Source organism: Synechococcus sp. R60.1, assembly GCF_047461835.1.
In the GTDB taxonomy this organism is placed as follows: domain Bacteria; phylum Cyanobacteriota; class Cyanobacteriia; order Thermostichales; family Thermostichaceae; genus Thermostichus.
In genome coordinates this window covers 1-23,871 of record NZ_JANSIA010000010.1, presented here as the reverse complement: position 1 = coordinate 23,871, position 23,871 = coordinate 1, and the positions used below count along the sequence as shown (strand labels likewise).

Sequence of the window (23,871 nt, the reverse complement as noted above, 5' to 3'; positions counted from 1 at the left end):
GGCCGCCAAAACCACCTCAGATGGGGTGTTTCCACCTTAAGCCATCGCCACAGAAGGGGGTCTGATGGTTAGCGCGCCCTGGAGGACTCGAACCCCCGACATCCGGTTTTGGAGACCGACGTTCTACCAACTGAACTAAGGACGCATTGGCCAAAGGTTACACCCGCTTACCCAGTGTAGCAGGTACACCTAATTTTCAGAGGAGCTGTTCCTCAACTATCTGGGCTCTCTGCCTTAGCCTTGATACGAGTGGCTTTGCCCACCCGATCCCGCAAATAGAACAGCTTGGCCCGGCGCACTTTACCTCGCCGCAGCACCTGAATCGACTCGATGCGCGGGGAGTGAATGAGGAAAACCCGCTCCACGCCGATTCCCTGGAAAACCTTGCGCACCGTGATGGTGCGGTTAATGCCGGAGTGGCGCATGGCAATGACCGTGCCCTCAAAGGCTTGCACCCGCTCTTTGCCCCCCTCTTGGATGCGAACTCCCACCCGTACCTGATCGCCAACCCGAATCTCCGGCAGATCCGACTTCATCTGGGCAGCTTCAATGGAGCGGATGATCTCCTCAGCGTTGATGCGAACGTTCATGGCTTTCCCGCGCTACCGGCAGTTAACCATGGTAACAATCGTCGCTGTTTTTTGTACAGAGCTGGCCGACATAGAGCTCAAGAGGTGGGAGACTGTGTTTACGCTTCCCCCATTTTTCCAATAGGCTAGACAAAGATAAAGCTTTTGTTACAAACGGGAGACTTTTGTGATCCTGCACACCGATGAGCCCAAGACGGGATCCCTGTCTACTCCCAGGCCTGCAGATCAGCCTCTGCCCCAGAGCAAACCCCGCCCCAAGAGATTTCCCTTCGGTTGGATGCTCTTGGGCTTGCTGTTGGCCGGCCTAGGGGGCAGCGGTCTCCTGATCCAGCGTCAGCTGCAGCAGCAGAGGGCAGAACGGCTGGAAAGATTGACGGTACCGGTTCAAGTGGTGGATCTGACCCAACGCCTGCGGGTGAGCGGCCAGGTGCAGCCGCTCCGCCAGGTGAATGTCAGCCCTCGCGAGTCGGGTCGCCTGGCGGAACTGTTGGTGGATCAGGGAGATGAAGTGGTGGCAGGGCAGTTATTGGCCCGGATGGACTACGGCGATCTCGCCAGCGGCATTCGGCAAGCCCAGGCCCGCATTCAAGAGCTGCAAGCCCGTCTAGCGGAGCAACAGGCCGGAGAGCGCCCCCAGGTGATCGCGGCGGCCCAGGCCAGGGTGGATGCTGCCCGGTCGCAGGTGGACTTGGCTCAGAGGGAGTTAGAGCGCATCCAGGCCCTGGTGCAGGCGGGGGTGGTAGCCCGCAGCGAGCTGGATCAACGCTCGGCCCGCCTGGAACAAGCGCAAGCGGATTTGCGAGCTGCTCAACAGGAGTTGGAGCGATTGCAACTGGGGAGCCGCCCGGAAACCCTACAGCAAATTCAAGCCCAAATTGCCCAGGCACAAGCCGAGCTGGCCCAACGGCAATCCCGGTTGGCTGACACCGAAGTCCGCGCCCCCTTTTCCGGTGTGGTGGTGCAGCGCTTTGCCGAGGTGGGATCCTTTGTAGCTCCTACAACAGCAGCTTCCGATGCCACCGCAGCTTCTTCCAGCTCCATTTTGGCGCTGGCCCAGGGAATTGAGGTGCGGGCAGAAGTGCCAGAAGCCCAAATTGCCCAGGTGCGGGTGGGTCAGCCGGTGGAGATCCGCTCCCTGGCTTACCCCGACCGCGTAGTGCAGGGGCGGGTGAAGCGGATTGCGCCTGCTACCGTGGTGGTGCGGGAGGTAACCGTCTTTCGGGTCTTCGTTGAACCGGAGCCTGGGGCCGACTTTTTGCGCACCGGCATGACTGTTTCGGTGGATTTCATCGGGGATCCCCAGCCTCAGGCTCTGACGGTGCCCTCAGTGGCTATCCTCCGGGAGGAAAGCCAGGAAGGCGTGCTCCTGCTGGATCCCCAAAGCCGGCAACCTGTCTATCGCCGCGTGGAAACGGGCATTACCCAGGGTGGAGTTACCCAGATCCTCTCCGGTCTGCAGGCAGGGGATCGGGTCTTTACTGCCCTGCCTCCTGGGGTGAACCTAGAGACTTTGATTAAAAGAGCGGAGCAACAGCCATGAGCCTGGCAACGGCGGCCAAAATGGCCTGGCAAATGGTGCGACGACATCGCCTGCGCACCGGGCTGAGCATGCTCGGGATCCTCATCGGCAATGCGGCGGTGGTGGCCATTGCCGGATTTGGCTATGCTGCCCAAGAGATGGCAGTGGATCAATTTCGCTCTCTGGGCACCAACTTGCTGATCGTCTTTTCGGCCAACTTGGGCCTAGCTGATGCCGGCAACATCCGCCCCCTCACCTTGGAGGATGTACGGGCTATTGCGGCGGAAGTGCCTGCCGTGTCAGCAGCCGTCCCCAGCCTGGGCACCAATGTGCGCGCGGTGCGAGGTGGAGTGGATCGCCGCTACGAGGCCACCGGCACTTGGCCGGAGTATTTGTCGGTCTTGAACCTGGAGATCGAGGCAGGCCGCTTTCTCTTGCCCTCGGATATCGAGGAACAGCGCCCGGTGGTGGTGCTGGGCAGCGATGCCGCCAGCCAGTTGTTCGGCCTGGACCCTGCCGCTGCCATTGGGGAGACCGTCCTGCTGAACAACTTGCCCTTCGAGGTAATCGGCACTTTGCGCTCGAAGCCGACGGTGTTTGGCAACAGCGATGCCGGAGTGTTTCTGCCGGTGGACGTGGTGGCCAATCGGTTGGTCGGGCGGCGTTCCCCCTACGGCACAGAGCTGACGGCGATTTTCGTCTCGGCCCGCTCTGAAGCCGATCTGCCTGCTGCCGAGTTCCAAATCCGCAACCTGCTGCGCCAGCGGCACCAATTGGTGGGAGAAGATGACTTCATCATCCGCAACCAAAAGGTGCTCCTGGATGGGTCGGCCAGGATTTTGAGCCTGCTGCGGGTGCTGCTGACGGGCACGGCGGCCCTCTCCCTGCTGGTGGGAGGGGTGGGGATCATGAATGTGATGCTTATCTCGGTTGCGGAACGCACCCATGAAATCGGGCTGCGCAAGGCGATTGGGGCCGATAGCCGGCAGATTTTGCAGCAGTTTGCCGCCGAAGCGATTTTCATTGCCGTGACCGGGGGGGTGCTCGGGATCCTCCTCAGCAGCGGCCTGCTGGTGGCGGTGCAGGTATTCACCCCCTTGGCGACCCAAGTCGATGCGGTGGCAGTGGGAGTGGCGTTCTCCCTGTCCACTGGGATTGGGCTGGTCTTCGGCATTTTCCCGGCCCGCAAAGCGGCGCAACTGGATCCCATTGAGGCCCTGCGGGCTTAGAGCTCGTATCCAAACAGGCGGGGATCTGCCGGCTGCCAATTGAGATCCGCCAAGCCGTACTCCGCCCAGCGGCGATCCACCAGGCGGGCTACTTCTGGATCCGGAGTGAGGGGATCCCGCCAGGGAGCATCGGTTTCTGGGGGAATTTTGGTGGTGGCATCAATGCCCATCTTGCCCCCCAGACCCCGTTTTTCGGTGGCAAAGTCCAAGGTGTCAAAGGGGTTGTCCGCCAGAATAAACACATCCCGCTGCGGATCCACCCGCGAACACAGACACCAGAGCACCTGCCGTGGATCCCGCACATTGATATCCTTGTCCACCACGATCACAAACTTGGTGTAGCTAAATTGGGGCAGGGCGCTCCAAAAAGCCAAAGCCGCCCGCCGCGCCTGGCCAGGGTAGGCCTTGTCGATGGAGAGGATGGCTGCTTTGTAGCCCAGCGCCTCCATCGGCAAAAAGAAATCTACAATCTCCGGCACCTGCTGCCTGAGGATGGGGGTGTAGATGCGGTTCAGGGCCAGCGCCATCATGTCGTTTTCTTTGGGGGGCTTGCCGCTGAAGGTGGTGAGATAGATGGGATCCCGGCGGTGGGTCAAGCAGTGGAAGCGAATCAGAGGGGCCTGCTCGTTGCGGGGGCCATAGTAGCCGATGTGATCCCCGGCAGGCCCGTCGGGGGCCACTTCCCCAGGGGTGATGGTGCCCTCCAAAACGATCTCAGCATGGGCCGGCACCTGCAGATCCACCGTTTTGCACTGGGCCAGGTGCAACCCTTCTCCGGCGTAGAGACCGGCAAACAGCCACTCCGACAGATCCACCGGCAGAGGTGTGGCCGCCGCCAAAATCACCACCGGATCCACCCCCACCGCCACTGCCACCTCCAACTTTTGGCCCAGGGCTGCCGCCTTGCGCAGATGCCGAGTCGCCCCCCGCACCGACAGCCATTGCACCGTCATGGTGGTGCGGCTTTGCAACTGCAGGCGGTACACCCCCACGTTGGGGATCCCATTTTCCGGGTCTTTGGTGACCATCAGGCCCAAGGTCAGCACCCGTCCGGCATCGCCGGGATAGACCCGCAACAGGGGCAACTGGGTGAGATCCACTTCCTCTCCCCGCAGCACCACCTGCTGACAGGGAGGGATCAGATCCCGGCTGGGTCTCGCTTTGAAGACGCTAAGCAGCGCCTGTCCCAACTCCACCGCCTGGGCAAAGCTCCGCGGTGGCCGCGGCTGGTAAAGCAGGGCCAGCTTTTTCCCCAGTTCCTCCAGATCCTGAGGCTGCTCCATTCCCAAAGCCCAGCAAATGCGCTCCACCGTGCCCAGGGTGTTGATGAGCAGCGGCATTGAGGATCCCTTCACCCGCTCAAACAGCAGCGCCGGCCCCCCGCAGGCCAAGAGGCGATCGGCAATCTCGGCAATTTCCAGATCCGGATCCACTTCTGCCGAAATGCGGCGGAGCTGACCACGGGATTCCAGCAGAGCAATAAAACGGCGTAGATCTCTGGGCATGAAAGGGAACCTAAGGGCTTACTTGTCGCGATTGAGGGCTAACCCGCTCATGAAGGGCTTTTGCAGGACAATGAACACCAGCAGCGGCGGGATACTGGCGATGATCGCTCCCAGCATCATGGGGCCATAGGAGGCCGAGCTATCCAGATTGAGCAGGGATTGCAGCCCCACCTGCACCACTTGTCGCTCTCGGCCTTGCACGATCAAGCGGGGCCACAGGTACATATTCCAAGCGTAAACGAAGTGAATCACCGCCTGCGCCCCGATGGCGTTCCAGCTCAAGGGGATCAGCACCTGGGTGAGAAATTGCAGCGGGTTGGCCCCGTCCAGTTGGGCCGCCTCCGCCAGCTCGCGGGGAATGTTGGAAAAATGCTGGCGAAACAAAAACGTGGCCGTGGCGCTGGCCAGAAAGGGCACGATTAAAGCGTAGTAGGTGGATCCCCAGCCCAAGTTGGTGACCAACCGCAGCAGGGCAATGATCAAGATTTCTGTGGGCATCATCAGCGTGATCAGCACAAAGCCAAAGGCCAGCCCTTTGCCGGGAAAGCGGAAGTACACAAAGGCCAGCCCGGCTAGCAGCGACAAAACCGTCTTGCCCACGGTGATCGCCACCGCCACGATGGTGCTGTTGACCATGTAGTGGCCCAAGTGCCGCGCCACCATCACCTGATGCCAGTTGAAGGCAAAAGAGGAGCCAAAGGTCAATTGATAGCGGAACACCTCGGCATTGTTCTGGGTGCTCACGAGCAGGGCGTACAACACCGGAAATCCCAGAACCAAGCAGGCCAGCACCAGGCCCAAATGCACATACCAACGCTCCGGGATCCAGCGCCGCCAACGCCAGGGAGAAGGCTCCACCCGAGTTGAACTGGGCTGGGCCACTTGAGATCGGGGATCCTGCAACAATTGAGCCATAGCACCTCCAGACGGCGAACACCGATGAGCAGATGGGCTTTTGAGTCGATCTTTGGCTTCTCTTGAGAGGATAATCTGCCAGAGTTAAGGGCAACCTAAGGAAGGCCGGTCGCCTTAGCGGTGCGGAGCACTTCTGGCCTGAACTTTCGAGTGCTTTCACCGGCGATGGGGAAACGGGTAGAGTAGAACAGCAGTATCTGGATAACCCAAGAGAGGATCCCATGACTCGAGGCTTTGGCCCCTTCGGCAAAATCCAAGAAGCGCTCAAGAAAGCCCAAGAGGTGCGCGATGGCGCTCAAAGGCTGCAAAAAGAGCTAGAGGAGATGGAGATCGTCGGCGAAGCCGGCAATGGGCTGGTGAAAGTGACGGTCAACGGCAACCAAGAACCTCTCAAAGTCTCTCTGGATCCCCAGATTCTCCAGGAGTCGGTGGATGTGGTAGAAGACTTGCTCCTGACAGCAATGGTGAACGCCTACACCCAATCTGCCGAGACGATGCGCAAACGCATGGAAGAGCTGACCGGAAACATCAGTCTGCCGGGGTTGGGACTGGGTTGAGCCCCACTTGCTTAACCCCGCTTGCTTAACTCTGTATGTACACTCGCCCCTTGGCTCGCCTCATCGAAGAGCTGCAACGGCTGCCCGGCATTGGCTCCAAAACCGCTCAGCGCCTAGCTCTCCACTTGATCAACCGGCCTGCCGGCGAGATCGAGGCCCTGGCCAAAGCCCTGCTGGAAGCCAAGCAGACGGTTCGGCACTGTTCCATCTGCTTCAACTGGTCGGCGGAGGATCCCTGTGAGATCTGCCGTTCGCCGCAGCGGGATCCCTCGCTGTGGTGCGTGGTGGCCGACGTCAAAGACTTGATTGCGATGGAGCGCACCCGCGAGTTCAAGGGGCTCTACCACGTTTTGGGCGGCCTCATCTCCCCCATGAACGGGATCGGGGCCGACCAACTGCACATCCGCGAGCTGGTGGCCCGGGTGGCACGGGAAAAACCGCAGGAGCTGATCTTCGCCCTCAGCCCCAGTGTAGAGGGAGAGGTGACCATGCACGTGGTCAAGGATTACCTGAAGCCGGTTGCCCCCACCTTGCGCATGACCCGCCTGGCCTTCGGCCTGCCCATGGGATCCGAGCTGGAATACGCCGACGAGGTCACCCTGGCCCGTGCCCTGGAAGCCCGGCAGGAGTTGTGAGCCGCCCAGCCCATCAATCGCAGCCGGTTACCCCCTCCGCGCAGTAGGTGCTCCACCAGGGGTTGAAGTTGGCAGGATCCTCCGGCAGAGTGCTGATGTTCAGAAGTTCCTGGAAGCTGCTGTTGCGGCCTCCGTAGCGCAGGTGCATGTGCACCGGATCCCCGTGGGGTGCCCGCAGAATCACATAGGTGAAGGTCTCGCAACTGGCGTCTGCTCCAGGCTGCAACTGAAACAAATCCCAGATGGAACTTAAGGAGCGCTCAGGGTAGTAGAAGGGATCCGGCGCAGCCCCCCGATAGGCGTAGCGACAATTTTCCGCCAGGGGCTTTTTCCCTTCCAGGTCGGCATAAAAGGAGAAAAACTCCATCTTCTCGAACTTCACCCGCTTCGGATTGCGCGGATCGTTGGCCGATTGTTCCAGGGACGTATCCAGAGTGAAAACACCATCAATTCCCAGGTAGGGCACTTTATAAGCATTGGGGGAGACAATCTGCAGCTCTAAGGCTGCCGCAGCCGCTCCAAAACCCAAGAGACTCAAGCTGCCGATCAGCCAGGCTAGGGCCGTTGAAGAACAAACTTGACGAGAGGGCATAAAACTTCGTCGTGCCTGTATTGTGCAGTAAAGTCCAGACCAGTCTAAGAAAAGCTTTGAGCTCGTACTATCCCACTGGGGGGCATTTTGCGGAAATTCGCCAGCTGCAGGTGCAGCTTTGGGGAACGGGATCCTAAGACAAGGCAGTAAAATTGAGGTCAGGCTCACCGTAGAGGGGCCAGGTTTGCTGCCAGAGCCTGATATCTGGAAACTGATTTTGAAAGCGAGGAAAACCCCGTGGAGCTAGCTGAGATTGAGGAGTTGATGAACAAAGCTGTGCAAGCCACACAGCGCTCCTTTAATACGGTACGCACCGGGCGGGCCAATTCCAGCCTGCTGGATCGGATTCAGGTGGAGTACTACGGCGTGCCCACTCCCCTGAAGGCCCTGGCCAGCCTCACCACGCCAGACTCCAGCACTCTCTTGATCCAGCCCTTTGATCCCTCGACCCTGGCGGCCATTGAGCGGGCCATTGTTGCCTCTGACCTAGGTCTAACCCCCAGCAACGACGGCAAGGTGGTGCGGCTCACCATTCCCCCCCTGACAGAAGAGCGGCGCAAAGAGCTGAGCAAACAGGTGGCCAAGCTGGCCGAAGAGGGGCGAGTCTCGATCCGCAACATCCGGCGGGATGGCATTGACTCGGTGCGCAAGCGAGAGAAAAATGGCGAGCTGTCTGAAGATGAGTCCAAAAGCTTGCAGGATGCCATCCAGAAACTAACTGACCGCTACATTAAGAAGATCGATGAGCTGCTGGCAGAAAAAGAAAAGGAGCTGACGACGCTGTAAAAGCTCCTTGTGGACATAACTCCCCACGCTACTGGATTGCTTCTGCGCAGCGGTAGGACGGGGTTAAAGACCCCATTTTTTGATCAAAACTCGACACTCATCCCGAAACTTCAAGGTTTCCACTTGCCCCTCGAAGTCGGGCAGCCGTTCGTTTCTCCTCGTCCAATTCCAACAAGAGGGATCCTGGCTTGGGCCAGGATGGAAGAGCGGAATACGACAAACCTTGCCGCAATGGATCTGATCCTGTGCCATCAATCGGCGGATTTCGACACCCTGGGGGCGGCGGTGGGAGCGGCCCGCCTGTATCCGGGTGCCCGCATTGCCTTGACCGGGGGATCCCTGCCGGGGGTGCAGGAGTTTTTGGCCCTGTACCGAGATGAATTTCCCCTCATTGAGTTGCGCTCTGTGGATCCGGGACAGGTGCAGCGGTGGATTGTGGTGGACTGTCACGATCCGGATCGCTTGGGAAAAGCTGCCGCTTGGTTGAGCGTCCCCGGCGCGCAGATTGAGATTTTCGACCATCACCCCAGTCCACTGGATAACTTTTGGCCGCAGCAGCAGGTCAACAGCCATATCGAGGCCGTGGGGGCCACCTGTACCTTGCTGGTGGAGCGGCTGCAGGCTGCTGGGATCCCTCTCAGCCCTTTTGAGCGGCTGGCACTGGCTTTGGGCATCCACATGGATACGGGATCCCTGACCTTCCCGGAGACCACCGCCCGCGATGCTGCTGCCCTGAGCTGGCTGTTGGATCAGGGGGTGAACCTGGTCTTGTTGCGGCGCTTTTTGGGGGATGGCCTCACCCCAGAGATGCGCGAGCTGCTCAGCCAGGGGTTGGCCCAGATGCAGGTGCAGCAGGTGGGGGAGTATCGCCTGGGAGAATGGCTGCTGGAGCTGCCGGAGTTCGTGCCCGGCTTGGCCGGCCTGGTGATGCGGCTGATGGATCTGACGGGAGTGGATGTGCTGCTCTTGGTGGCGCGGCAGGGGGAGCGGCTCAGCCTGATCGGGCGGGCGCGGCAGGAGTTTGCCCAGTTGGGCAGGGTGATGGCCCTCTACGGCGGCGGTGGACACGATTGTGCTGCAGCAGCCACGTTAAAAGCCAGCCCAGAGCAGCCTTTGCCCGACCCGGCCCAAGTCATGGCGGCCCTCAGGCAGGCTGTCCAAGAGCGGATCCCGCCCCCGGTGACGGCCAAAGATTTGATGTCGGCTCCGGTGCGCACCATCCGACCGGAGATCACCATCGACGAGGCCCAGCGGGTGCTGCTGCGCTACGGCCATTCCGGCCTGGTGGTGGTGGACGCTCAAGGTCGCCTGGTGGGGGTGATCTCGCGGCGGGATATCGATATCGCCCTGCATCACGGGTTTGGCCATGCCCCCGTCAAGGGCTACATGACCACCGACGTGAAAACCCTCTCCCCCGACACCCCCTTGGCGGAGATTCAGCGGTTGATGGTGCAGTGGGATATTGGCCGCCTGCCGGTTCTCCAGGATGGACAGTTGGTGGGCATTGTAACTCGCACCGATGTGTTGCGGCACCTACACGAGTTGCCGGCCCTCTCACCGCAGTTGGCTCTGCCCACCCTTTCCTGCCCCTTGGATCTCACCTTCGCCGCTCTTTCGGAACGGCATCGACAGTTGCTGGAGCAGGCCGCCCGCCTCGCCGATGAAAAGGGCCTGAGGTTGTATCTGGTGGGGGGAACGGTGCGGGATCTGCTGCTGCATCGGTGGGGACGGCAGCCCTCACCCAACCTGGAGCGGCTGGATCTGGACTTGGTGGTGGATGGGCCCTACTCTCCGGCCCTGGATGGGACGGATCCCCCGGGCTGGGGCTTGATTTTGGGACAAGCGCTCAAACAGCACTTCCCGGAAGCGCGGCTGGAGATCCACGGCAAATTCCAAACGGCGGCCTTGATCTGGCCAGGAGGCTTTTGTGTGGATATCGCCAGCGCCCGCACGGAGTTTTATCCCTACCCGGCCTCTCCCCCCGAAGTGGCCATGGGATCCATTCAGCAAGACCTCTATCGGCGGGATTTTTCCATCAACGCCTTGGCCTTGCGCCTCAACGGCCCCCAGCGAGGACAGGTGCTGGATTTTTTCGGCGGACAAGCGGATCTGCAACAGGGGATCATCCGGGCATTACACCCCAACAGCTTCATCGAGGATCCCACCCGCATTTATCGGGCGGTGCGCTTTGCGGTGCGCTTGGGCTTCGCCCTGGACTCGACCACAGAAAAATGGATCCGCGCTGCCGTGGCCAGTGGTCTGCACGATGCCGTCGGCGGGGATCGCCTCAAGCAGGAGCTGGCCTATATTCTCGGAGCCCGCGATTGGCCCCAAGCCTTTGAGCGGCTGGCAGAATGGGGAGCTTTGCGCTGTATTCACCCCGACCTGGAGTGGGATCCCTCCCTGTGCCGGCGGTTGCAACGGGTGGGCCGCTGGGCTTATCACTTTCGCCGCCGCTATCCTGAGCTGGGATCCCAGGAGATCTGGCAACTGCGCCTAGAGGCTCTCCTCCTCACCCTACCCCAAGCCCCCCAGGTGGCCAGCCAACTCCACCTCACCCAAGCAGGCATCGAACGCCTCAGTCATTCCTCCTATTACCAAACCCTGTTGGCCCAATTGGATCCCGGCACCCTCTCTCCGGCCCAGGTGGTGCAACTGCTGCAGGGGCTGCGGATCCCGGCGGTGATTTTGTTGGCTGGGATCGCCCCCAAGCCGGCCCGGCGGTTGATCTGGCGCTACTTGCAGGAGTGGTACTGGGTGAAGCCGCTCCTCAACGGCCACGATCTGCGTCGTCTGGGTTACAAGCCAGGTCGCCCCTTCCAAGCCATTTTGGAGCAACTGCGTTGCCTCACCCTGAACGGCGAACTCACCACCCCGGCAGAAGCTGAAGCCTGGCTACAAGAACACTTCCCCCTGCCACAGGCTGGGCCAAAGTAGAAGGTCGAATCAGTCGAAATAGAAGAGAGTCACCAACTTGTGTTGCTCCTCGGCGTGCTTGCAGGCATCCAGCAGCGTGACGCTGTCGTGGAAAACAAAGCAGATCAACTGCTGGCACTTGCCGATGATCTCCAGGTTGCACAGGCGGCTGGCCTCCGCCAGGGGAAGATGGTCGTTTTCGGGATGCTCCACCAGATGCAGCACCTGCTCCAGGCTGGCCCGCGACTCTGCCGGCTGTCGCTCCAAACTCTGGGGCAAGATCACCGTCAAGGACTTCATGTCCGCCCGCATCGCCCCCCGAATGACGGCCAAGTTGGTGCCAATAGCCCCAGAGGTGAGGATCTGATTGCCGGTAAGGGCCAGGGCATAACTGAGGGTCTCGATCAAATACTGGTGGGTAATGGGCACATGACGACTGCCCAGGATGGCCACTCGCTTCGGCCCAACTTGCTGAATGGCGGCCAACTCCTGCAAAAACGTATCAACGCTGGTGGGGACATCAATAGACTGGGTCAACGGGATCCCTCGGCAGATTCTCTAGATCTTGGCTAGGCTATGCTATCTCAAATTTTCGCTTTGGGATCCGGCCAAGTTGAAGCTCTACGGCTTCAGCCCCAAACTTTTGGTGGAGTGCTCAGGCTGTCTGCAGCAAGCTGGGCTTGGCTTTGCGCAGAAGATCCCGCCTGGATGTGGATGGTGTAGCTCATACTGCTGTGAACGCCCTTGCCCAGCCAATGGCCGTAAATGGGAGCGGCATCTCTGGGGTAAGCGCTGGCCGCCAAAGCCACATGACCGTCGGCCACGGCCAACCCTTGGGTGGGATCAAAGCCCCGCCAACCGGCCCCCGGCAAGTACACCTCCGCCCAAGCGTGCAAATGACGGCGCCCAGGCTCTGGGGGTTCTCCACCCCTGCTCTCCCCCGAAGGCTGCGAGGGGCTGACCTGGTAGCCACTGACAAAGCGCGCGGCCAAGCCTACCGTACGGCAGACCTCCATGAACACCAGGGCCAAATCGCGGCAGGCTCCGGTTTTGCGATGCCAGGTCAAGCCGGCAGGCCAGGGATCCCCCTTTTCCCGCAAGATGTGGCGGCATTCTGAATAGATGCGCTGGTTCAGCGCCGGCAGAAAAGCTGTCGTTTCCCCCTGCACGTGATCCCATAGCTCCCAGGCCAAGGCCTGGATGCCGGGATCTGCCTGAGCCGTCAGATAAGGCTGTAATTGGGCTGCCAGCGTGCTGGGATAGTCGATGGGGAGATGGGTGGCCCAATCGCAGAGCAGGTAGTCGAAGGGATTCTGCCGCAGGGTGAGCACCGTGGCCTGAGTTTGGATGCGCAAGTGCTCGGTGGGATCCCCAAACCAGAGCCGAACCGCCGCGTTGCCCTCCAGGTCCACCAGCGCCGATTGGCCCACCGGCTGCGGATCCACCTGCAACTCAAAAGCCAGGAGAGTTTGGATCCCGTCGCAGCGCGGTCGCAATCGCACCGTGTGGGGCTCCAGTTGGACTGGACGACTGTAGCGATATTCGATGAGATGGCGGATCTGAATTTGCACAGGCCAAATGACGGGCAAGAGGTTTCACCACAGGCAGCCGAGCCTTGAGATCAGGTAACCCAAACTGCTCTCGAATCAAAGCCAGGAGGTAGCTGTATCCTCTGCCGGGGAGCTTTGAAACTTTATCTGAGTTTGAGATCTCCGAGAGCTCTGCCCTGCCTCCCCAATCATCGAAACCTTCAGCTTAGAGCGAATATACTCCCCGGCCCGTACAGGAGCATAGCGAGGGGGGTTTGCTGCATTCTGGCATGTGGGCAGGCATTCAATCCAAGCCCCAGCCTGCTCAAGGAAAGAAACTGGAGACATAGCCGACATAGAGACAGGTGCTCAGAACAGCTCCTACCCTACAAAGAGAACTTGCCCCAAGACTGTGTGGGCGGATACCCCCTCAGAGCTGGCACCGGCTCAACCCCACATCCAGAAACGAAACTAGGGATACTCTTGCTTGGCCTGTTGCCAGAGGACTTCCAGCTCCTGGAAACTGCGTCCTTTCAGAAGGGAGCTTATGCCATCGCCGGGCAGGGATCCCGCTGGTTCCTGAGCCAGCTCTTCCATGCGCAAAAAACGGCGAGCAAAGCGCAGGTTGGTTTGGGTTAGAGCTTGGGCAGCATCCAAACCATACCAACGGCCCAAGTTGACCAGGGCAAAAAGCAGATCCCCCAGTTCGGCTTCCTGCCGAGTTGGATCGGGGGGATCCCTCTCCAATTCTCGACGCAGCTCGGCTTCTTCCTCGCGGATCTTGGCCCAGATCCCCTCCACCGTTGGCCACTCAAACCCTGCCCCCACCACTTTGCAGGAAATTTTCAGGGCAGCCATTAGGGGAGGCAAACTTTGGGCATAGTGCAGCAGTTTTTGGCCAAGGCTTTGATCCGGTCGCTCCCCTTGCTTGATCTGTTCCCAAGAGCGGTGCAACTCCGGAAGATCTGCCATCACAGCATCCCCAAACACATGGGGGTGACGGCGGATGAGCTTATCGGCAATTCCCGCAGCCACAGCTTCCAGATCAAAGTGGTTCTGCTCGGCAAAGATCTGAGACTGCAACACCACCTGCAACAACAAATCCCCCAGCTCTTCGGCAATTGCTGCCGGATCCCCGGCTCGAATGGCAGCTACCGTCTCATACGCTTCTTCAAGAATGTAGGGGGTAAGAGACTCCGGAGTTTGGGCCCGATCCCAAGGACACCCGTCGGGAGCGCGCAACCGAGCAACAATAGCCGCCAAACGACTCATGTGTGAGCTAGAGGCGGAACGCTCCAGATAAAGGTGGGCAAAATGGCCCGTCGCTTGAGGATCCCAGCTTTGCAGCGTCAATGGGCCGGCCACCACCTCCAAGTCTTCTGTTAGCAACGTAACAGACTGGACAGGAGAACAGATCTGTTGCAAAACACTGCGCAGCTTCGCCAGATCCTGGCCCCCACAGCTTTTCAGCAGCAGGGATCCCTGCTCAGCAGCGAACCACCGAGCCAGAGCCTGTTGCCAGTTGGGCTGAAGACTATCCAGCGTTTGCAGCATGATCAAAAGGGTAGGCGCGGCCCAAATCCAAAAGGCGGCTGAGCTGCTCCAGATCGATGAAACTCAACTCCAAAAGGATCATCAGCAACGGCCCTTGCTGGCGATGCTGCAGCTTCTTGGCCAGGCTCAGTTGAGAACGGTCGATAATGCCCGTTTCCAATAGATATTCCTCAAGGGCTGGGGGGGGAATGGGATCTAGCATGGTCGTTTCGCAGCGCTGAAGTAAGGACGAGTATGAAAACTGAGAAGATAGCAAACCAATGTAACTATTCTTAACACTTCTACAGAATTTCGGCAAAGATCTGGCTGGTGCGTAGGCCGAAGGCGAGCTTGCTAAGCGCTGCGCCCACAGCTCCAGGACAAGAGAACCCCTAAATTGCCTCGGCAAATGAGGTTTCCGTATCCAAGGACACAAAAAATGGGTACCAAGAGTTCATGGTATGGTAGCAAATTGGCGATCAGTTGGCAGCACCCCGAAAGGCCGACTGCTTTTTCTTTGTGGGAAAAACCAACTCACCTTGCAAGATGTTACCTTTTTATCTCGTTGAATCCTCGTGCTTGATAAAAATCTTACAACAATTCTTCGGGGATCCAATCTGTTCGGCTCCTCTGGGATCTGCCCTAATGCTGTCATCCTGCTCGGGTTCGGTTTTGGGCATACATCGTCCTACGTTCAGCTAAGCTAGAGACACTTGCCACATGGACTCCCGTTATGTCTGAAGCCCAGGGTTTACTGCCAGTGGGGGCAACGGTTCAAGTGGTGGAGATGCCTCCTTACCTAAAAACGGCTGACCCAATGCCGATGTTGCGCCCGGCCCATTTGATCCGCTTGCACGAACAAGGGGTGATCCTGCAGCGGCGGCTGTTGGGCACCTACAGTGTGCAGTTTGCCAATGGCATCTTTCTCATAGACGGAAAATATCTCGCGCCGGTGGGATCCCTGTCCTGACACGCCCATCTCTCCTCCGAGCCAGCTGGATGGGTTTGCCGGCCTTTAGAACCTTTGGGAGCTGGCAGCTTTCTGCAGAAGCGAGCCTTCAACTGGCCGGCGGACTTTCGCGATAGCCTGAACCGCGGCTAGCCGCTTCTGACGCTTCAGCGAGCTCAGTTGCTTATTCCCGTCAGCGGTGTCGAAGTAGCTGACAGACCTGCCCAGCTTTTGGTAGCTGGTTTTGCGATCTGCCACCGCCGCGCTGTAGAGGGCTCAGCACATCCGCCCCCAGTGGTGCAAGAGTTTTTCTTGCTGGCGACTGGGATAAAGCTGGGCCGCGGCAGCGTTGCGTAGCCACAAAGTGACGCAGGGGGTTACCCTGCCATAGGGTGCCAGTCCGCTGCGCTGAGACTGGAGACTGCCGCGCATCAGGTTAACTCATGTTAATTTGGGGGCGTCTTCCTCTTCCATCCTGCGATCTCTATGAGCATTCAACTTCCTCGCTGGCTAGAACTGGCCTTGCCTTTCTTTCATCCTGTGCTGATGATTTTGGCATTTGCGCTGGCCTTGTATGCCCTTTACCTGGGTCTGCAAGCGCGACGGGTGCGCACTGCCTCAGCAGAAGAACGCAAGGAGCTGATCAAAGGGAAGTTTGGTCAGCGGCATTTCCTCGCCGGATCCCTGTTCTTGGTGTTGATGGTGTTCGGGGCGCTGGGCGGCATGGGGGTTACCTACCTGAACAATGGCAAGCTGTTTGTTGGGCCTCACCTGCTGGCTGGGTTGGGCATTGTGGCCTTGGTGGCCAGCTCTGCGGCTCTAGCACCGCTGATGAAAGACGGGCAAAAGGTCTGGGCGCGTAATGTGCATGTCCTATTAAACGTGGTGATCCTGGCGATCTTGGGTTGGCAGGCGGTGACCGGCTTTCAGATTGTGCAGCGCATCGTCAACCAGATGCTGACCACACCCCAGGTGGCTTAATCTCCCCGAAAGACCCATGCAACCCTGAACAGGGCTGAGCTTTGGGAGGACTTTGTCCCGCTGGTGCGAGCCGAGAAGTCCGTCGACCCAAAGACTTCGGCCTCCCCTTTTCGGAACCCAGAGCTTCATCATGTCAGAATGGCAGAGCAGGCGCTGCATCCTTCGGCTGTAGAGGGGCGCAGTCTTGTTGCCGATACCCAGTTAACGCAACGGTTCTCCCTATGTCGGTTAGCCCTCTTCCCAGTTGGGTCAAGCGTTCCATCGGCAAAGCCAGCGAGACTTCAGCGGTGCAGCAGGTGATCAAGCAGCGGGGCCTGCACACCATTTGTGAGGAGGGGCGCTGTCCAAATCGAGCCGAGTGCTACAGCCAAAAAACCGCTACATTTCTGCTGATGGGAGGGATCTGTACCCGCGCCTGCTCTTTTTGCCAGGTGGCCAGTGGACGGCCCGCACCGTTGGATCCCACAGAGCCGGAGAAAGTGGCCGAGGCGGTTGAGCTGCTGGGGCTCAGCTATGTGGTACTCACCTCGGTGGCCCGCGACGATCTGCCCGACCAGGGATCCGGTCGCTTTGTGGAGGTCATCGAGGCAATTCGGCGGCGCTGCCCCGGCACCCAGATCGAGGTGCTCACCCCCGACTTTCGCGGGGATCGCGAGTGCATTACCCGTGTGGTGGCTGCCCAGCCTGTTTGCTACAACCACAACATCGAAACGGTGCGACGCCTCTCCCAGGCAGTACGGCGCAGCTCCGGCTACGACTTGTCCTTGCGGGTTTTGCGAACGGTCAAGGAGCTGAATCCTGGATTACCCACCAAGTCTGGGCTGATGCTGGGGCATGGGGAGACCCGCGCAGAAGTGCTGGAAACTTTCCGGGATCTGCTGGCGGTGGGATGCGATCGTCTGACTCTGGGGCAATACCTACAACCTTCCTTGGCCCATCGCCCTGTGGAACGCTACTGGACTCCGGAAGAGTTTGCCGAGCTGGGCCAGATAGCCCGCCAGATGGGGTTTCGCCAGGTGCGCTCAGGGCCATTGGTGCGCAGCTCCTACCACGCTGCCGAAATGGTTGAGAACTAGGCCAGGGAGCTTGGCAGAGAGGCTGTGCAGTCTGTCATAGCCAACCTTTCCCGTCCGATCAAGGCACGAAGGCCCGCTTCCAGGCCGAACGCTCGGGCTGCAAACCGGCTGAGCACCTGTGGCGCCAGGGATCCCAGGCGGTACAAGCTGATCCCCGCTACCAGACCCGGCAAGAGGCCGTTGCCCCAGCCTCCCCACAGCCAGGAACTCACCCCTTCCGCCAGCAGCAGCAGAGCCCCATTGAGCAGCAGCGGTCGCCACAGCCCCTTCCACAAGACCCTCCGGGGCAGGTGCAGCCGGATCTCCAAGCCCAGCAGCCAAAGACCATCCAGCAGCGGGGCCAACAGCAAATCCAACCCCAGCGGAGCTAAGCCCACCCCCATCCCCTTGCCAAGGGCGAAAATCCTGCCCCATTGCTCCACAAAGGGGGCATGGTGCTGCCACTGTTTTTCCAGAATCTGGGCCTGAACCCGGTCCAGCCGCTTCAACACATTCAAAGCCAGGAGGGATCCCGCCTCGGTTTGCAAAATCTGCAGAATTCGCCCCCGCAAGGCTTCAATTTGGGGTGCAGGCCGTTCCCATTCCAGGGTGATGCGGCCATCCGGCCAGTGGGTGCGGACTTTCAGGGGTTTTGGGCAGGCGGCCACGGTCAAAATCTCCTGTGGCGATACCCAGCCCAGGTGGCGGCTGATTTGGGCACAAATGGCCTGCAACTCCGCTTCGGAGTAGAGATCGCACTTGTTCAACACCAGCAGGATGGGTTTGTGCAGGGTGCGCAGCTCCGAGAGAGCTTGGTATTCCAACTGGGTCAGGTCGGTGGCGATGACAAACACGATCAAATCCGCCGAGCGGGCCACATCCCAGGCCAACTGTTCGCGGGCTTCTCCTTCCACTTCGTTCAAACCCGGAGTATCCACCAGCCTCACCCGCCAAGGGATCCCTGGCTCCGGCTGCCACAGCAGGGATTGGGGCTGCTGAGTGACCCCATTGAGGGGGCCCACCTTCAATCGCTCCTCGCCGGTTAGGGCGTTCAGGACGGCCGACTTGCCACGGTTGACCAGCCCAAACACCGCAATGGAAAACAGCCGCGCGGTGAGGCGCTTGCGCAAAGTGGATAGAGCCCTGAACTCCGGTTGTAAATCCCGACGGCTGGCCAGAGATTGCCAATGATCCCAGCACCTTTGCAAAACGGTTTCGGCTTGGGTCAAGGGAGTGGTCATAGACAGGGGCAATGGACTAACCCTCACTCTAGAGGGAATTGCCCCTCAGGGCTAGCCGTTTCTCCCCCCCAGCGTGGGGAATCCAAACCCCACAAAATAGGGCATGATCACCCTAGGGTTCCGCCGAAACTCCTATGCTGTACCGCCTTCCCCAATCTCTGAAATGGCTTCGTGTGGGTGGATCCCATCGTTCTAAGCAAGAGCGCCAGATCGTGCGCAGCCTGCTGGCCTTTGCTGGGGCGCTGCTGGTTATGGATGTTGTGCTTCTGAGCGCCCTTCGCTAGTCCAACTTGGCAAGCCCATCGTTAGGTGATTCCGAACAAGTCTAAGTCTGAGGCATTCCTCTAGCACTGCTACAGGCAAGCACTCCCAGCCCCTTGCCCATTATGAGGAGAGGGGATCCCAGAATTGGCAAACAGTTGCACTGCAACTCGAAATAACCCCAACCCGATCAGAGGGTGGGAAGGGTTTTCCAAGTTACCAAGTTGCCTGTCAGGCAACTGTTAATTGACCAGCAAAAGGCTAGCTGGGATCCCTTGTGCTGCGAGGGCAAGCCGCCGGGGATGGGGGCCGGATCGGGAATAATGGAAGCGGCCCCAGCCGGGAGAGCTGGGTTTTCCCCGCGCTGAGGTCGTTGTTTCCCTTCTCTTGAGGCCGGCTATGGTTTTGCAGGAGGCGGCGGGCGTGCCCCGCATCAACGCGCGCGAGTCGGATGTTTTCGACATTTTCAACCTGAAGCATTATCTCGGCCCTAACCCCTATCTCAATACAGCCGCTTTCACCTTCGACTTTGCCCTTACCCAGTGCCCACAGCCGCTGCCCATTGATGTCTACCTGTCCAAGGTCTGCTTCCATTTCCCCCAGTTGCAGGAGGGATCTTATCCTTCCTACGCCCACTTGTTTGCCCGGCTGGTGACGGAGGTGAACCGGTTGCAGATGGATCTCCACTTGCAGAAGTGGAGCTGTCACCTGTTTCCAGAGTATGTGCGCATCGCGGTGCAGACCTTGCATGGCCGTACCACTCGTGCCGCGGTTTATTTTGCTTGGGATTGGCTGGAAGCCATCGCCCAAGGGGAGCCCTTCGACGTTGAAGGGGAGATGCGCCGCCTGCAGCAATTGTTTCGCGACTCGGTGTACGGCGGGCCGACGGTCTATGCCCTCTTGCGGGCTGCTCACGAACGCGGGATCCCTACCTACTACCTATGGGATGAAGGGGTGATGCAGTATGGCTATGGTCGCAACCAGGTGCGAGGGGTGGCCACCACCTTTCACTGCGACAGCCATCTCGACTCTGACTTCACCACCCGCAAAGACGATTGCAAAGCCTTTCTGGCGGCGCAAGGGTTCCCCGTGCCCCAGGGAGAGGTGGTCGCCTCTTTGGCAGAAGCTTTGCAGCAAGCGCAAGAAATCGGCTATCCGGTGGTGCTCAAGCCGGTGGCCGGCCACAAGGGGATAGGGGTAACAGCAGGCATTCAAACCCCGGAAGAACTGGCCTTTGCCTACGAGGTAGCCGTGGCAGCCCTTCCCCCTGAGGAGCCCATCCGGCTGATCCTGGAAAAGCATCTGCAGGGCACCGATTTTCGCCTGTTGTGTGTGGGAGGCCGCTTTGTGGCGGCCACGGAACGACGCCCCGCCTCAGTGACGGGAGATGGCCGAAGCACCATCGGGCAGCTCATCGAGCAGGCCAACCGGGATCCCGTCCGTTGGGATACCCCCACTTCTCCCCTGGGGCCGATCCAATGGGATGAGGCAATGGAGCGCTTTCTGGCAGAGCAAGGCTTGACAGTGGACAGTGTGCTGGAACCGGGGCGGACGGTCTATCTGCGCAAGGTATCCAATCTCTCGGCGGGAGGAGTGAGCCGCGATGTCACGGCCACCGTCCATCCCGACAACGTGGTTTTGGCCCAAACCATTGCCCAGCAGTTCTCGCTGGTGTGCTTGGGCATCGATGTCATTGCCCCCAGCCTGGAGCGCTCCTGGAAGGAGGGATCCCTGGGGATCATCGAGATCAACGCTGCGCCAGGTGTGCTCATGCACCAAAAACCTGCCATTGGCGCGGGAGTGGATGTGCCGGGGGCAATCCTCGACCATCTGTTTCCCAAGACGGCCCGCATCCCGATTTTGACCTTTAACCGCCTCACCTTGGCGGAGGCGCACACCTTGGTGGAGCATATTTTGTCCCACCGCCCCAACGCATGTGTGGGATCCGTCTGTCGGGAGGGCGTGCTGCTAAACCACAGCTCTAGACCCCTGCAGGGCAGCCTCTTTCGCCAGGTGAAAACCCTGCTGCGCCATCCCCAACTGGATCTGCTTTTGGCGGAAGCCGACGAAGAGACCCTGGAGCGGGAGGGCTTGGCCTACGAAGGCAGCGATCTGGTGGTGCTGCGGGATCCCTCCGATCAAGAGCTGCAAACCCTGAAACGGGATCTCAACCCCGGCGGCGCCCTCTTCCTGCAGCGGGGATCCACCCTAACTTTGACGGTGGCGGGCCAGGCGGAGCGATTTGAATTGCCGGGGACAGACCTTCAGATGGGGATCCTGCTGCGCTCCATGACCCTGCGGATCATCTGCAGAACCATTAGCCAGATGCTGAAGAACTGGTCTGGCTGAGGGGTTTTGGATTTTCTTCAGATTCTTGTAAAAGGGTAGGCAAAACAAGGGATCCCTGCTGGGGAAAAAGGCCGGCCAGCCAGTCAGCTCTACACCCCTCGGAAAGAAGCGCTATCATAGAAGTCCGTCGAATAAACTCCCTTCGTAAAACCTCGCGAGGCAGATCGGATGGATTGGGTAGAAAAGGTGCTGGAAAAGATCCGGGAATGGGTGGAACGTGTGATCGACACCCTGCTGGGGAACCCCCAGCCTCAACCTGCTCCCATTCCGGTAGAAGATGGATCCCATCGTCGTCGTTAATCCGACTGCCATTGCCCCCGGCGGCGAGCCTCTCAGCCTCTTGGTACTGCATGGCCCCAACCTCAACCTGCTGGGGGTGCGAGAGGTGGGCATCTACGGCTCAGTATCCCTAGAGCAGATCGATCAGGCTCTGCATCGGCAGGCAGAAATGCTAGGGGCGAAGCTGGAGATTCTCCAGTCCAACCATGAGGGGGTGCTCATCGATGCCATTCACCGTGCCCGCCAGCAGCATGTCGGCATTCTGATCAACCCTGGGGCCTATACCCACACCAGCATTGCTCTCCGAGATGCCATTGCAGCCGTAGGATTGCCCACTGTGGAAGTCCACCTAAGCAACATCCATCGCCGCGAGCCCTTCCGCCAGCACTCTTACATCGCCGCCGTAGCGATTGGGCAAATCAGTGGTTTTGGGGCGCAAAGCTACCTGTTGGGGCTACAGGCTCTGGTGCAACACCTGCGCCTGCAATCTGTGTAGGATCTGTGTAGGTGCCCTCAGCTCTCCAGGAACTCCTGCACGGCTGTGCGAATAAAAGCTTCATCCTCGGGGTTTTGATGAGGATTACCGGCCCGGTGCCCCCAAATGGAGGGGATGATCTTGTAAACCGCGTTCGGGATCCATTCTGCCTCAGCCCGACAATCTTCTGGGGTGAAATACAAATCCGTCTGGGCGGGCATCACCAATGTTTGGGCCTGAATTGCCCTCAAAGCAGCCCGATAATCTCCCCGGTGAATGGGGTTGTCGCTGATATCGCAGCGGATCCAAGTTTCGATCATCGATAGCAAATTCTGCGGATCCCGGCGGCGGTAATTGGCCTCCCAGCCTCGCTCTAGATAATCTTCGAGAGAGGCATACCCCAAGGATTCATAGCATTTTTGGTTGAAAAAAGGTTGGGAAACAGCCCAACTGGCGTAGATGTGGGCAAAAGCTCGCAGACCCCGCTCTGGGACACCCGTAAATCGACGACCGTTCCAGGCGGGATCGGCAGTTAGGGCTGAGCGCAAACTCTCCAGAAAAACCCGATTGTGAACTGTGGTCTTGGCGGTGCCACAGAGGGCTACGATCCGTTCCACCCGCTCAGGAAACAGGGATCCCCAGTGATAGGCTTGCTGAGCCCCCATCGACCAGCCGTAGATCAGGCGGATGCGTTCGATCCCAAAGTGTTGGCGAATCAGGCTCTCCTGCAGGCGCACATTGTCCCAGTGGCTAAACCAGAAGCCATCTTCCCGCAAGCCACAGGCTGGATCGTTGCTGGGGGAAGTGGAAAGGCCATTGCCCAGCATATTGGGAATGAGGATAAACCACCGCTGCGGGTTGAGGATGCCGTCGGGACGAATCAGCCACTCCAGGTCGGGATGCTGAGCCCCATAGGAGGTGGGGTAGAGGATCAGGTTGTCTTTTCGGGGGGAAAGAGTCCCGTAGGTGGCGTAGGCGAGCGTGATTTGGGGCAGTTGGATCCCGCACTGTAGCTGAAAATCGTTCAGGCTCCAGGTGTAGTGAGTCATGCCTGAAATTGTTCAATCACCTGACGATGAACCCGCACATACCCCTGCCCTAGATGAGCCAGATGGGGCTTGAGGTATTGATGGGCATCGGCCAAAGCATGAAATGGAATGGAGGGGTAAAGGTGATGCTCAGCATGGTAAGGCATATTCCACATCAAAAAGCGGATTGGCCAAAGGGTAAGGGTGGTACGGGTATTGGAGAAGGGATCCTCGGTTTGGCTACAGCCTGTGTGCTCTGCCAGCAAAATGAAGCGCAAGATCGGCTGCCCTACCGCCAAAGGCAACAGCCACAGCCACACTATCCAGGGATCCCCCAGCAGAAGGGAGAGCAAGCTCCCAAGGCCGTAGACCCCTAGCTGCAACCGCACCGAACGAATGACCTCTTGGCGGGCCGATTCAGGAATGTAGGGATAGCCTTGCAACTGGCCGCTGGCTATGCGGATGTAGGTCTTCACCTTGCCGATCCACCAAGTCAAGCCGCTCAGCTCGAGCAAATACTCCGGCCAGCTCTGGGGTTTGGGATCCTCCAGCTCCGGATCCTTGCCCGGAATCTGGGTATAGCGGTGGTGCCATTTGTGGTATCGGCGATAAAAAGTGCTGTTGTAAAGTGAGAGCAAGCCCGCCACCCAGGCTACCCGGTCATTCAGTTTTGGGCTGGCAAAAGCGGTGCGGTGTACACATTCGTGCAAAGCAGCAAACATCGTCGCCAAACTGGCCCCGTAAACCACCAGCGCCGGCAGGGCAATCCAGCCATTGACACCTTTCTGGGTCACCCACAGGCTGCCACTCACCGCCATCACCGCCAAATGTCCCAAAAGCTGCCGGAGCCCGGCTGAATTGGAGCGGACATTCAGCTAGAAATCGCAGGAGCCCCGCACTGTACCCGTAGGGTCAGTGTCGGGAGGAATGCGGAAGTTACGATAGAA

General features: G+C 59.4%; 24 protein-coding genes and 1 tRNA gene. 13 read left to right on the top strand and 12 right to left on the bottom strand.

Features of this window, described 5'->3' with window-relative positions:
• Window positions 1–72: 72 nt before the first annotated feature.
• Window positions 73–145: transfer RNA gene (locus NW834_RS02860), tRNA-Trp, on the bottom strand.
• Between the two features lie 67 nt (window positions 146–212).
• Window positions 213–578 carry a 50S ribosomal protein L19 gene (gene rplS, locus NW834_RS02855; protein ID WP_414344540.1) on the bottom strand — a complete coding sequence of 122 codons (366 nt, stop codon included), beginning with the start codon at window positions 576–578 and terminating at the stop codon, window positions 213–215.
• Window positions 579–756: 178 nt separating this feature from the next.
• Here rplS and NW834_RS02850 point away from each other — a divergent pair, with 178 nt between their 5' ends.
• Both NW834_RS02850 and NW834_RS02845 read left to right on the top strand, forming a co-directional pair.
• The gene (locus NW834_RS02850) at window positions 757–2,130 is read left to right on the top strand and encodes an efflux RND transporter periplasmic adaptor subunit (RefSeq protein WP_414412643.1); all 1,374 of its coding nucleotides are present in this window, start codon (window positions 757–759) and stop codon (window positions 2,128–2,130) included.
• A complete protein-coding gene (locus tag NW834_RS02845) occupies window positions 2,127–3,338 on the top strand; it encodes an ABC transporter permease (RefSeq protein ID WP_414329039.1) in 1,212 nt (403 codons plus the stop codon). Before NW834_RS02850 ends, NW834_RS02845 begins: the two co-directional genes overlap by 4 nt.
• On the opposite strand, the gene NW834_RS02840 is transcribed toward NW834_RS02845, so the two are convergent.
• Both NW834_RS02840 and NW834_RS02835 read right to left on the bottom strand, forming a co-directional pair.
• Window positions 3,335–4,843 (bottom strand): UbiD family decarboxylase, encoded by a 1,509-nt coding sequence (locus tag NW834_RS02840; protein ID WP_414418561.1) that lies wholly within the window; start codon window positions 4,841–4,843, stop codon window positions 3,335–3,337. The two genes, NW834_RS02845 and NW834_RS02840, sit on opposite strands and share 4 nt — an antisense overlap.
• An 18-nt stretch (window positions 4,844–4,861) precedes the next feature.
• The gene (locus NW834_RS02835) at window positions 4,862–5,758 is read right to left on the bottom strand and encodes a carbohydrate ABC transporter permease (RefSeq protein ID WP_414416210.1); all 897 of its coding nucleotides are present in this window, start codon (window positions 5,756–5,758) and stop codon (window positions 4,862–4,864) included.
• A gap of 221 nt (window positions 5,759–5,979) precedes the next feature.
• On the opposite strand from NW834_RS02835, the gene NW834_RS02830 reads away from it, so the two are divergent.
• Together NW834_RS02830 and recR are read left to right on the top strand one after the other, a co-directional pair.
• Window positions 5,980–6,315 (top strand): YbaB/EbfC family nucleoid-associated protein, encoded by a 336-nt coding sequence (locus NW834_RS02830; RefSeq protein WP_414344527.1) that lies wholly within the window; start codon window positions 5,980–5,982, stop codon window positions 6,313–6,315.
• A gap of 35 nt (window positions 6,316–6,350) precedes the next feature.
• Window positions 6,351–6,950, top strand: coding sequence for a recombination mediator RecR (gene recR, locus NW834_RS02825; protein ID WP_414418562.1), 600 nt, complete (start codon window positions 6,351–6,353; stop codon window positions 6,948–6,950).
• A gap of 13 nt (window positions 6,951–6,963) precedes the next feature.
• On the opposite strand, the gene NW834_RS02820 is transcribed toward recR, so the two are convergent.
• The gene (locus NW834_RS02820; protein ID WP_414329036.1) at window positions 6,964–7,542 is read right to left on the bottom strand and encodes a hypothetical protein; all 579 of its coding nucleotides are present in this window, start codon (window positions 7,540–7,542) and stop codon (window positions 6,964–6,966) included.
• A gap of 237 nt (window positions 7,543–7,779) precedes the next feature.
• Between NW834_RS02820 and frr the strand changes: the two genes are divergently transcribed.
• Entirely contained in the window at window positions 7,780–8,328 is a 549-nt protein-coding gene (gene frr, locus NW834_RS02815; RefSeq protein WP_011429597.1) for a ribosome recycling factor, read from the top strand.
• Between the two features lie 231 nt (window positions 8,329–8,559).
• Complete coding sequence (locus tag NW834_RS02810; protein WP_414418563.1) at window positions 8,560–11,265, top strand: CBS domain-containing protein; 2,706 nt, start codon at window positions 8,560–8,562, stop codon at window positions 11,263–11,265.
• 9 nt (window positions 11,266–11,274) lie between these two features.
• On the opposite strand, the gene NW834_RS02805 is transcribed toward NW834_RS02810, so the two are convergent.
• From NW834_RS02805 to NW834_RS02790, 4 genes are all read right to left on the bottom strand, one after another.
• Window positions 11,275–11,781: a hypothetical protein gene (locus tag NW834_RS02805; RefSeq protein ID WP_011429595.1), complete on the bottom strand. Its 507-nt coding sequence runs from the start codon at window positions 11,779–11,781 to the stop codon at window positions 11,275–11,277.
• A 92-nt stretch (window positions 11,782–11,873) separates the two neighbouring features.
• On the bottom strand, window positions 11,874–12,833 hold the full coding sequence (locus NW834_RS02800) for a transglutaminase family protein (RefSeq protein WP_414418564.1): 960 nt from the start codon (window positions 12,831–12,833) through the stop codon (window positions 11,874–11,876).
• A 411-nt stretch (window positions 12,834–13,244) separates the two neighbouring features.
• Window positions 13,245–14,327 (bottom strand): nucleoside triphosphate pyrophosphohydrolase, encoded by a 1,083-nt coding sequence (gene mazG / locus NW834_RS02795; RefSeq protein WP_414416207.1) that lies wholly within the window; start codon window positions 14,325–14,327, stop codon window positions 13,245–13,247.
• Window positions 14,308–14,529 carry a DUF2949 domain-containing protein gene (locus NW834_RS02790; RefSeq protein ID WP_041436895.1) on the bottom strand — a complete coding sequence of 74 codons (222 nt, stop codon included), beginning with the start codon at window positions 14,527–14,529 and terminating at the stop codon, window positions 14,308–14,310. Before NW834_RS02790 ends, mazG begins: the two co-directional genes overlap by 20 nt.
• 510 nt (window positions 14,530–15,039) lie before the next feature.
• Here NW834_RS02790 and NW834_RS02785 point away from each other — a divergent pair.
• The 3 genes from NW834_RS02785 to lipA all read left to right on the top strand — a co-directional run bounded on the left by NW834_RS02785 (window position 15,040) and on the right by lipA (window position 17,312).
• Window positions 15,040–15,276 (top strand): DUF3148 domain-containing protein, encoded by a 237-nt coding sequence (locus NW834_RS02785; protein ID WP_011429589.1) that lies wholly within the window; start codon window positions 15,040–15,042, stop codon window positions 15,274–15,276.
• Between the two features lie 465 nt (window positions 15,277–15,741).
• On the top strand, window positions 15,742–16,236 hold the full coding sequence (locus NW834_RS02780) for a DUF4079 domain-containing protein (RefSeq protein ID WP_011429588.1): 495 nt from the start codon (window positions 15,742–15,744) through the stop codon (window positions 16,234–16,236).
• Window positions 16,237–16,457: 221 nt separating this feature from the next.
• On the top strand, window positions 16,458–17,312 hold the full coding sequence (lipA, locus tag NW834_RS02775) for a lipoyl synthase (RefSeq protein ID WP_414418565.1): 855 nt from the start codon (window positions 16,458–16,460) through the stop codon (window positions 17,310–17,312).
• Here the strand turns inward: lipA and NW834_RS02770 are convergent.
• Window positions 17,309–18,532 carry an Era-like GTP-binding protein gene (locus NW834_RS02770; RefSeq protein ID WP_414418566.1) on the bottom strand — a complete coding sequence of 408 codons (1,224 nt, stop codon included), beginning with the start codon at window positions 18,530–18,532 and terminating at the stop codon, window positions 17,309–17,311. The two genes, lipA and NW834_RS02770, sit on opposite strands and share 4 nt — an antisense overlap.
• Before the next feature lie 134 nt (window positions 18,533–18,666).
• Here NW834_RS02770 and NW834_RS02765 point away from each other — a divergent pair, with 134 nt between their 5' ends.
• From NW834_RS02765 to aroQ, 4 genes are all read left to right on the top strand, one after another.
• Entirely contained in the window at window positions 18,667–18,816 is a 150-nt protein-coding gene (locus tag NW834_RS02765) for a hypothetical protein (protein WP_011429585.1), read from the top strand.
• Window positions 18,817–19,192: 376 nt separating this feature from the next.
• A complete protein-coding gene (locus tag NW834_RS02760) occupies window positions 19,193–21,142 on the top strand; it encodes an acetate--CoA ligase family protein (RefSeq protein WP_414418567.1) in 1,950 nt (649 codons plus the stop codon).
• Window positions 21,143–21,310: 168 nt separating this feature from the next.
• Window positions 21,311–21,442 carry a hypothetical protein gene (locus NW834_RS02755; RefSeq protein WP_011434447.1) on the top strand — a complete coding sequence of 44 codons (132 nt, stop codon included), beginning with the start codon at window positions 21,311–21,313 and terminating at the stop codon, window positions 21,440–21,442.
• A complete protein-coding gene (gene aroQ, locus NW834_RS02750; RefSeq protein WP_414344089.1) occupies window positions 21,420–21,917 on the top strand; it encodes a type II 3-dehydroquinate dehydratase in 498 nt (165 codons plus the stop codon). Before NW834_RS02755 ends, aroQ begins: the two co-directional genes overlap by 23 nt.
• Window positions 21,918–21,934: 17 nt before the next feature.
• Here aroQ and NW834_RS02745 read toward each other — a convergent pair whose 3' ends face one another.
• On the bottom strand, window positions 21,935–22,945 hold the full coding sequence (locus NW834_RS02745; RefSeq protein WP_011434449.1) for an alpha/beta fold hydrolase: 1,011 nt from the start codon (window positions 22,943–22,945) through the stop codon (window positions 21,935–21,937).
• Window positions 22,942–23,742, bottom strand: a complete 801-nt coding sequence (locus tag NW834_RS02740; protein ID WP_414418568.1) for a fatty acid desaturase — start codon at window positions 23,740–23,742, stop codon at window positions 22,942–22,944. The genes NW834_RS02745 and NW834_RS02740 overlap by 4 nt, the downstream gene beginning before the upstream one ends.
• Window positions 23,743–23,871: the final 129 nt, after the last annotated feature.

Excerpts from the sequence above, each read along its gene's own strand:
- NW834_RS02845 (WP_414329039.1), top strand. The coding sequence starts at position 2,127 with ATGAGCCTGGCAACGGCGGCCAAAATGGCCTGGCAAATGGTGCGACGA.
- NW834_RS02840 (WP_414418561.1), bottom strand. The coding sequence starts at position 4,843 with ATGCCCAGAGATCTACGCCGTTTTATTGCTCTGCTGGAATCCCGTGGT.
- NW834_RS02835 (WP_414416210.1), bottom strand. The coding sequence starts at position 5,758 with ATGGCTCAATTGTTGCAGGATCCCCGATCTCAAGTGGCCCAGCCCAGT.
- NW834_RS02830 (WP_414344527.1), top strand. The coding sequence starts at position 5,980 with ATGACTCGAGGCTTTGGCCCCTTCGGCAAAATCCAAGAAGCGCTCAAG.
- recR (WP_414418562.1), top strand. The coding sequence starts at position 6,351 with ATGTACACTCGCCCCTTGGCTCGCCTCATCGAAGAGCTGCAACGGCTG.
- NW834_RS02820 (WP_414329036.1), bottom strand. The coding sequence starts at position 7,542 with ATGCCCTCTCGTCAAGTTTGTTCTTCAACGGCCCTAGCCTGGCTGATC.
- NW834_RS02810 (WP_414418563.1), top strand. The coding sequence starts at position 8,560 with ATGGATCTGATCCTGTGCCATCAATCGGCGGATTTCGACACCCTGGGG.
- mazG (WP_414416207.1), bottom strand. The coding sequence starts at position 14,327 with ATGCTGCAAACGCTGGATAGTCTTCAGCCCAACTGGCAACAGGCTCTG.
- NW834_RS02790 (WP_041436895.1), bottom strand. The coding sequence starts at position 14,529 with ATGCTAGATCCCATTCCCCCCCCAGCCCTTGAGGAATATCTATTGGAA.
- NW834_RS02785 (WP_011429589.1), top strand. The coding sequence starts at position 15,040 with ATGTCTGAAGCCCAGGGTTTACTGCCAGTGGGGGCAACGGTTCAAGTG.
- NW834_RS02780 (WP_011429588.1), top strand. The coding sequence starts at position 15,742 with ATGAGCATTCAACTTCCTCGCTGGCTAGAACTGGCCTTGCCTTTCTTT.
- lipA (WP_414418565.1), top strand. The coding sequence starts at position 16,458 with ATGTCGGTTAGCCCTCTTCCCAGTTGGGTCAAGCGTTCCATCGGCAAA.
- NW834_RS02770 (WP_414418566.1), bottom strand. The coding sequence starts at position 18,532 with ATGACCACTCCCTTGACCCAAGCCGAAACCGTTTTGCAAAGGTGCTGG.
- NW834_RS02765 (WP_011429585.1), top strand. The coding sequence starts at position 18,667 with ATGCTGTACCGCCTTCCCCAATCTCTGAAATGGCTTCGTGTGGGTGGA.
- NW834_RS02760 (WP_414418567.1), top strand. The coding sequence starts at position 19,193 with ATGGTTTTGCAGGAGGCGGCGGGCGTGCCCCGCATCAACGCGCGCGAG.
- NW834_RS02755 (WP_011434447.1), top strand. The coding sequence starts at position 21,311 with ATGGATTGGGTAGAAAAGGTGCTGGAAAAGATCCGGGAATGGGTGGAA.
- aroQ (WP_414344089.1), top strand. The coding sequence starts at position 21,420 with ATGGATCCCATCGTCGTCGTTAATCCGACTGCCATTGCCCCCGGCGGC.
- NW834_RS02745 (WP_011434449.1), bottom strand. The coding sequence starts at position 22,945 with ATGACTCACTACACCTGGAGCCTGAACGATTTTCAGCTACAGTGCGGG.
- NW834_RS02740 (WP_414418568.1), bottom strand. The coding sequence starts at position 23,742 with ATGGCGGTGAGTGGCAGCCTGTGGGTGACCCAGAAAGGTGTCAATGGC.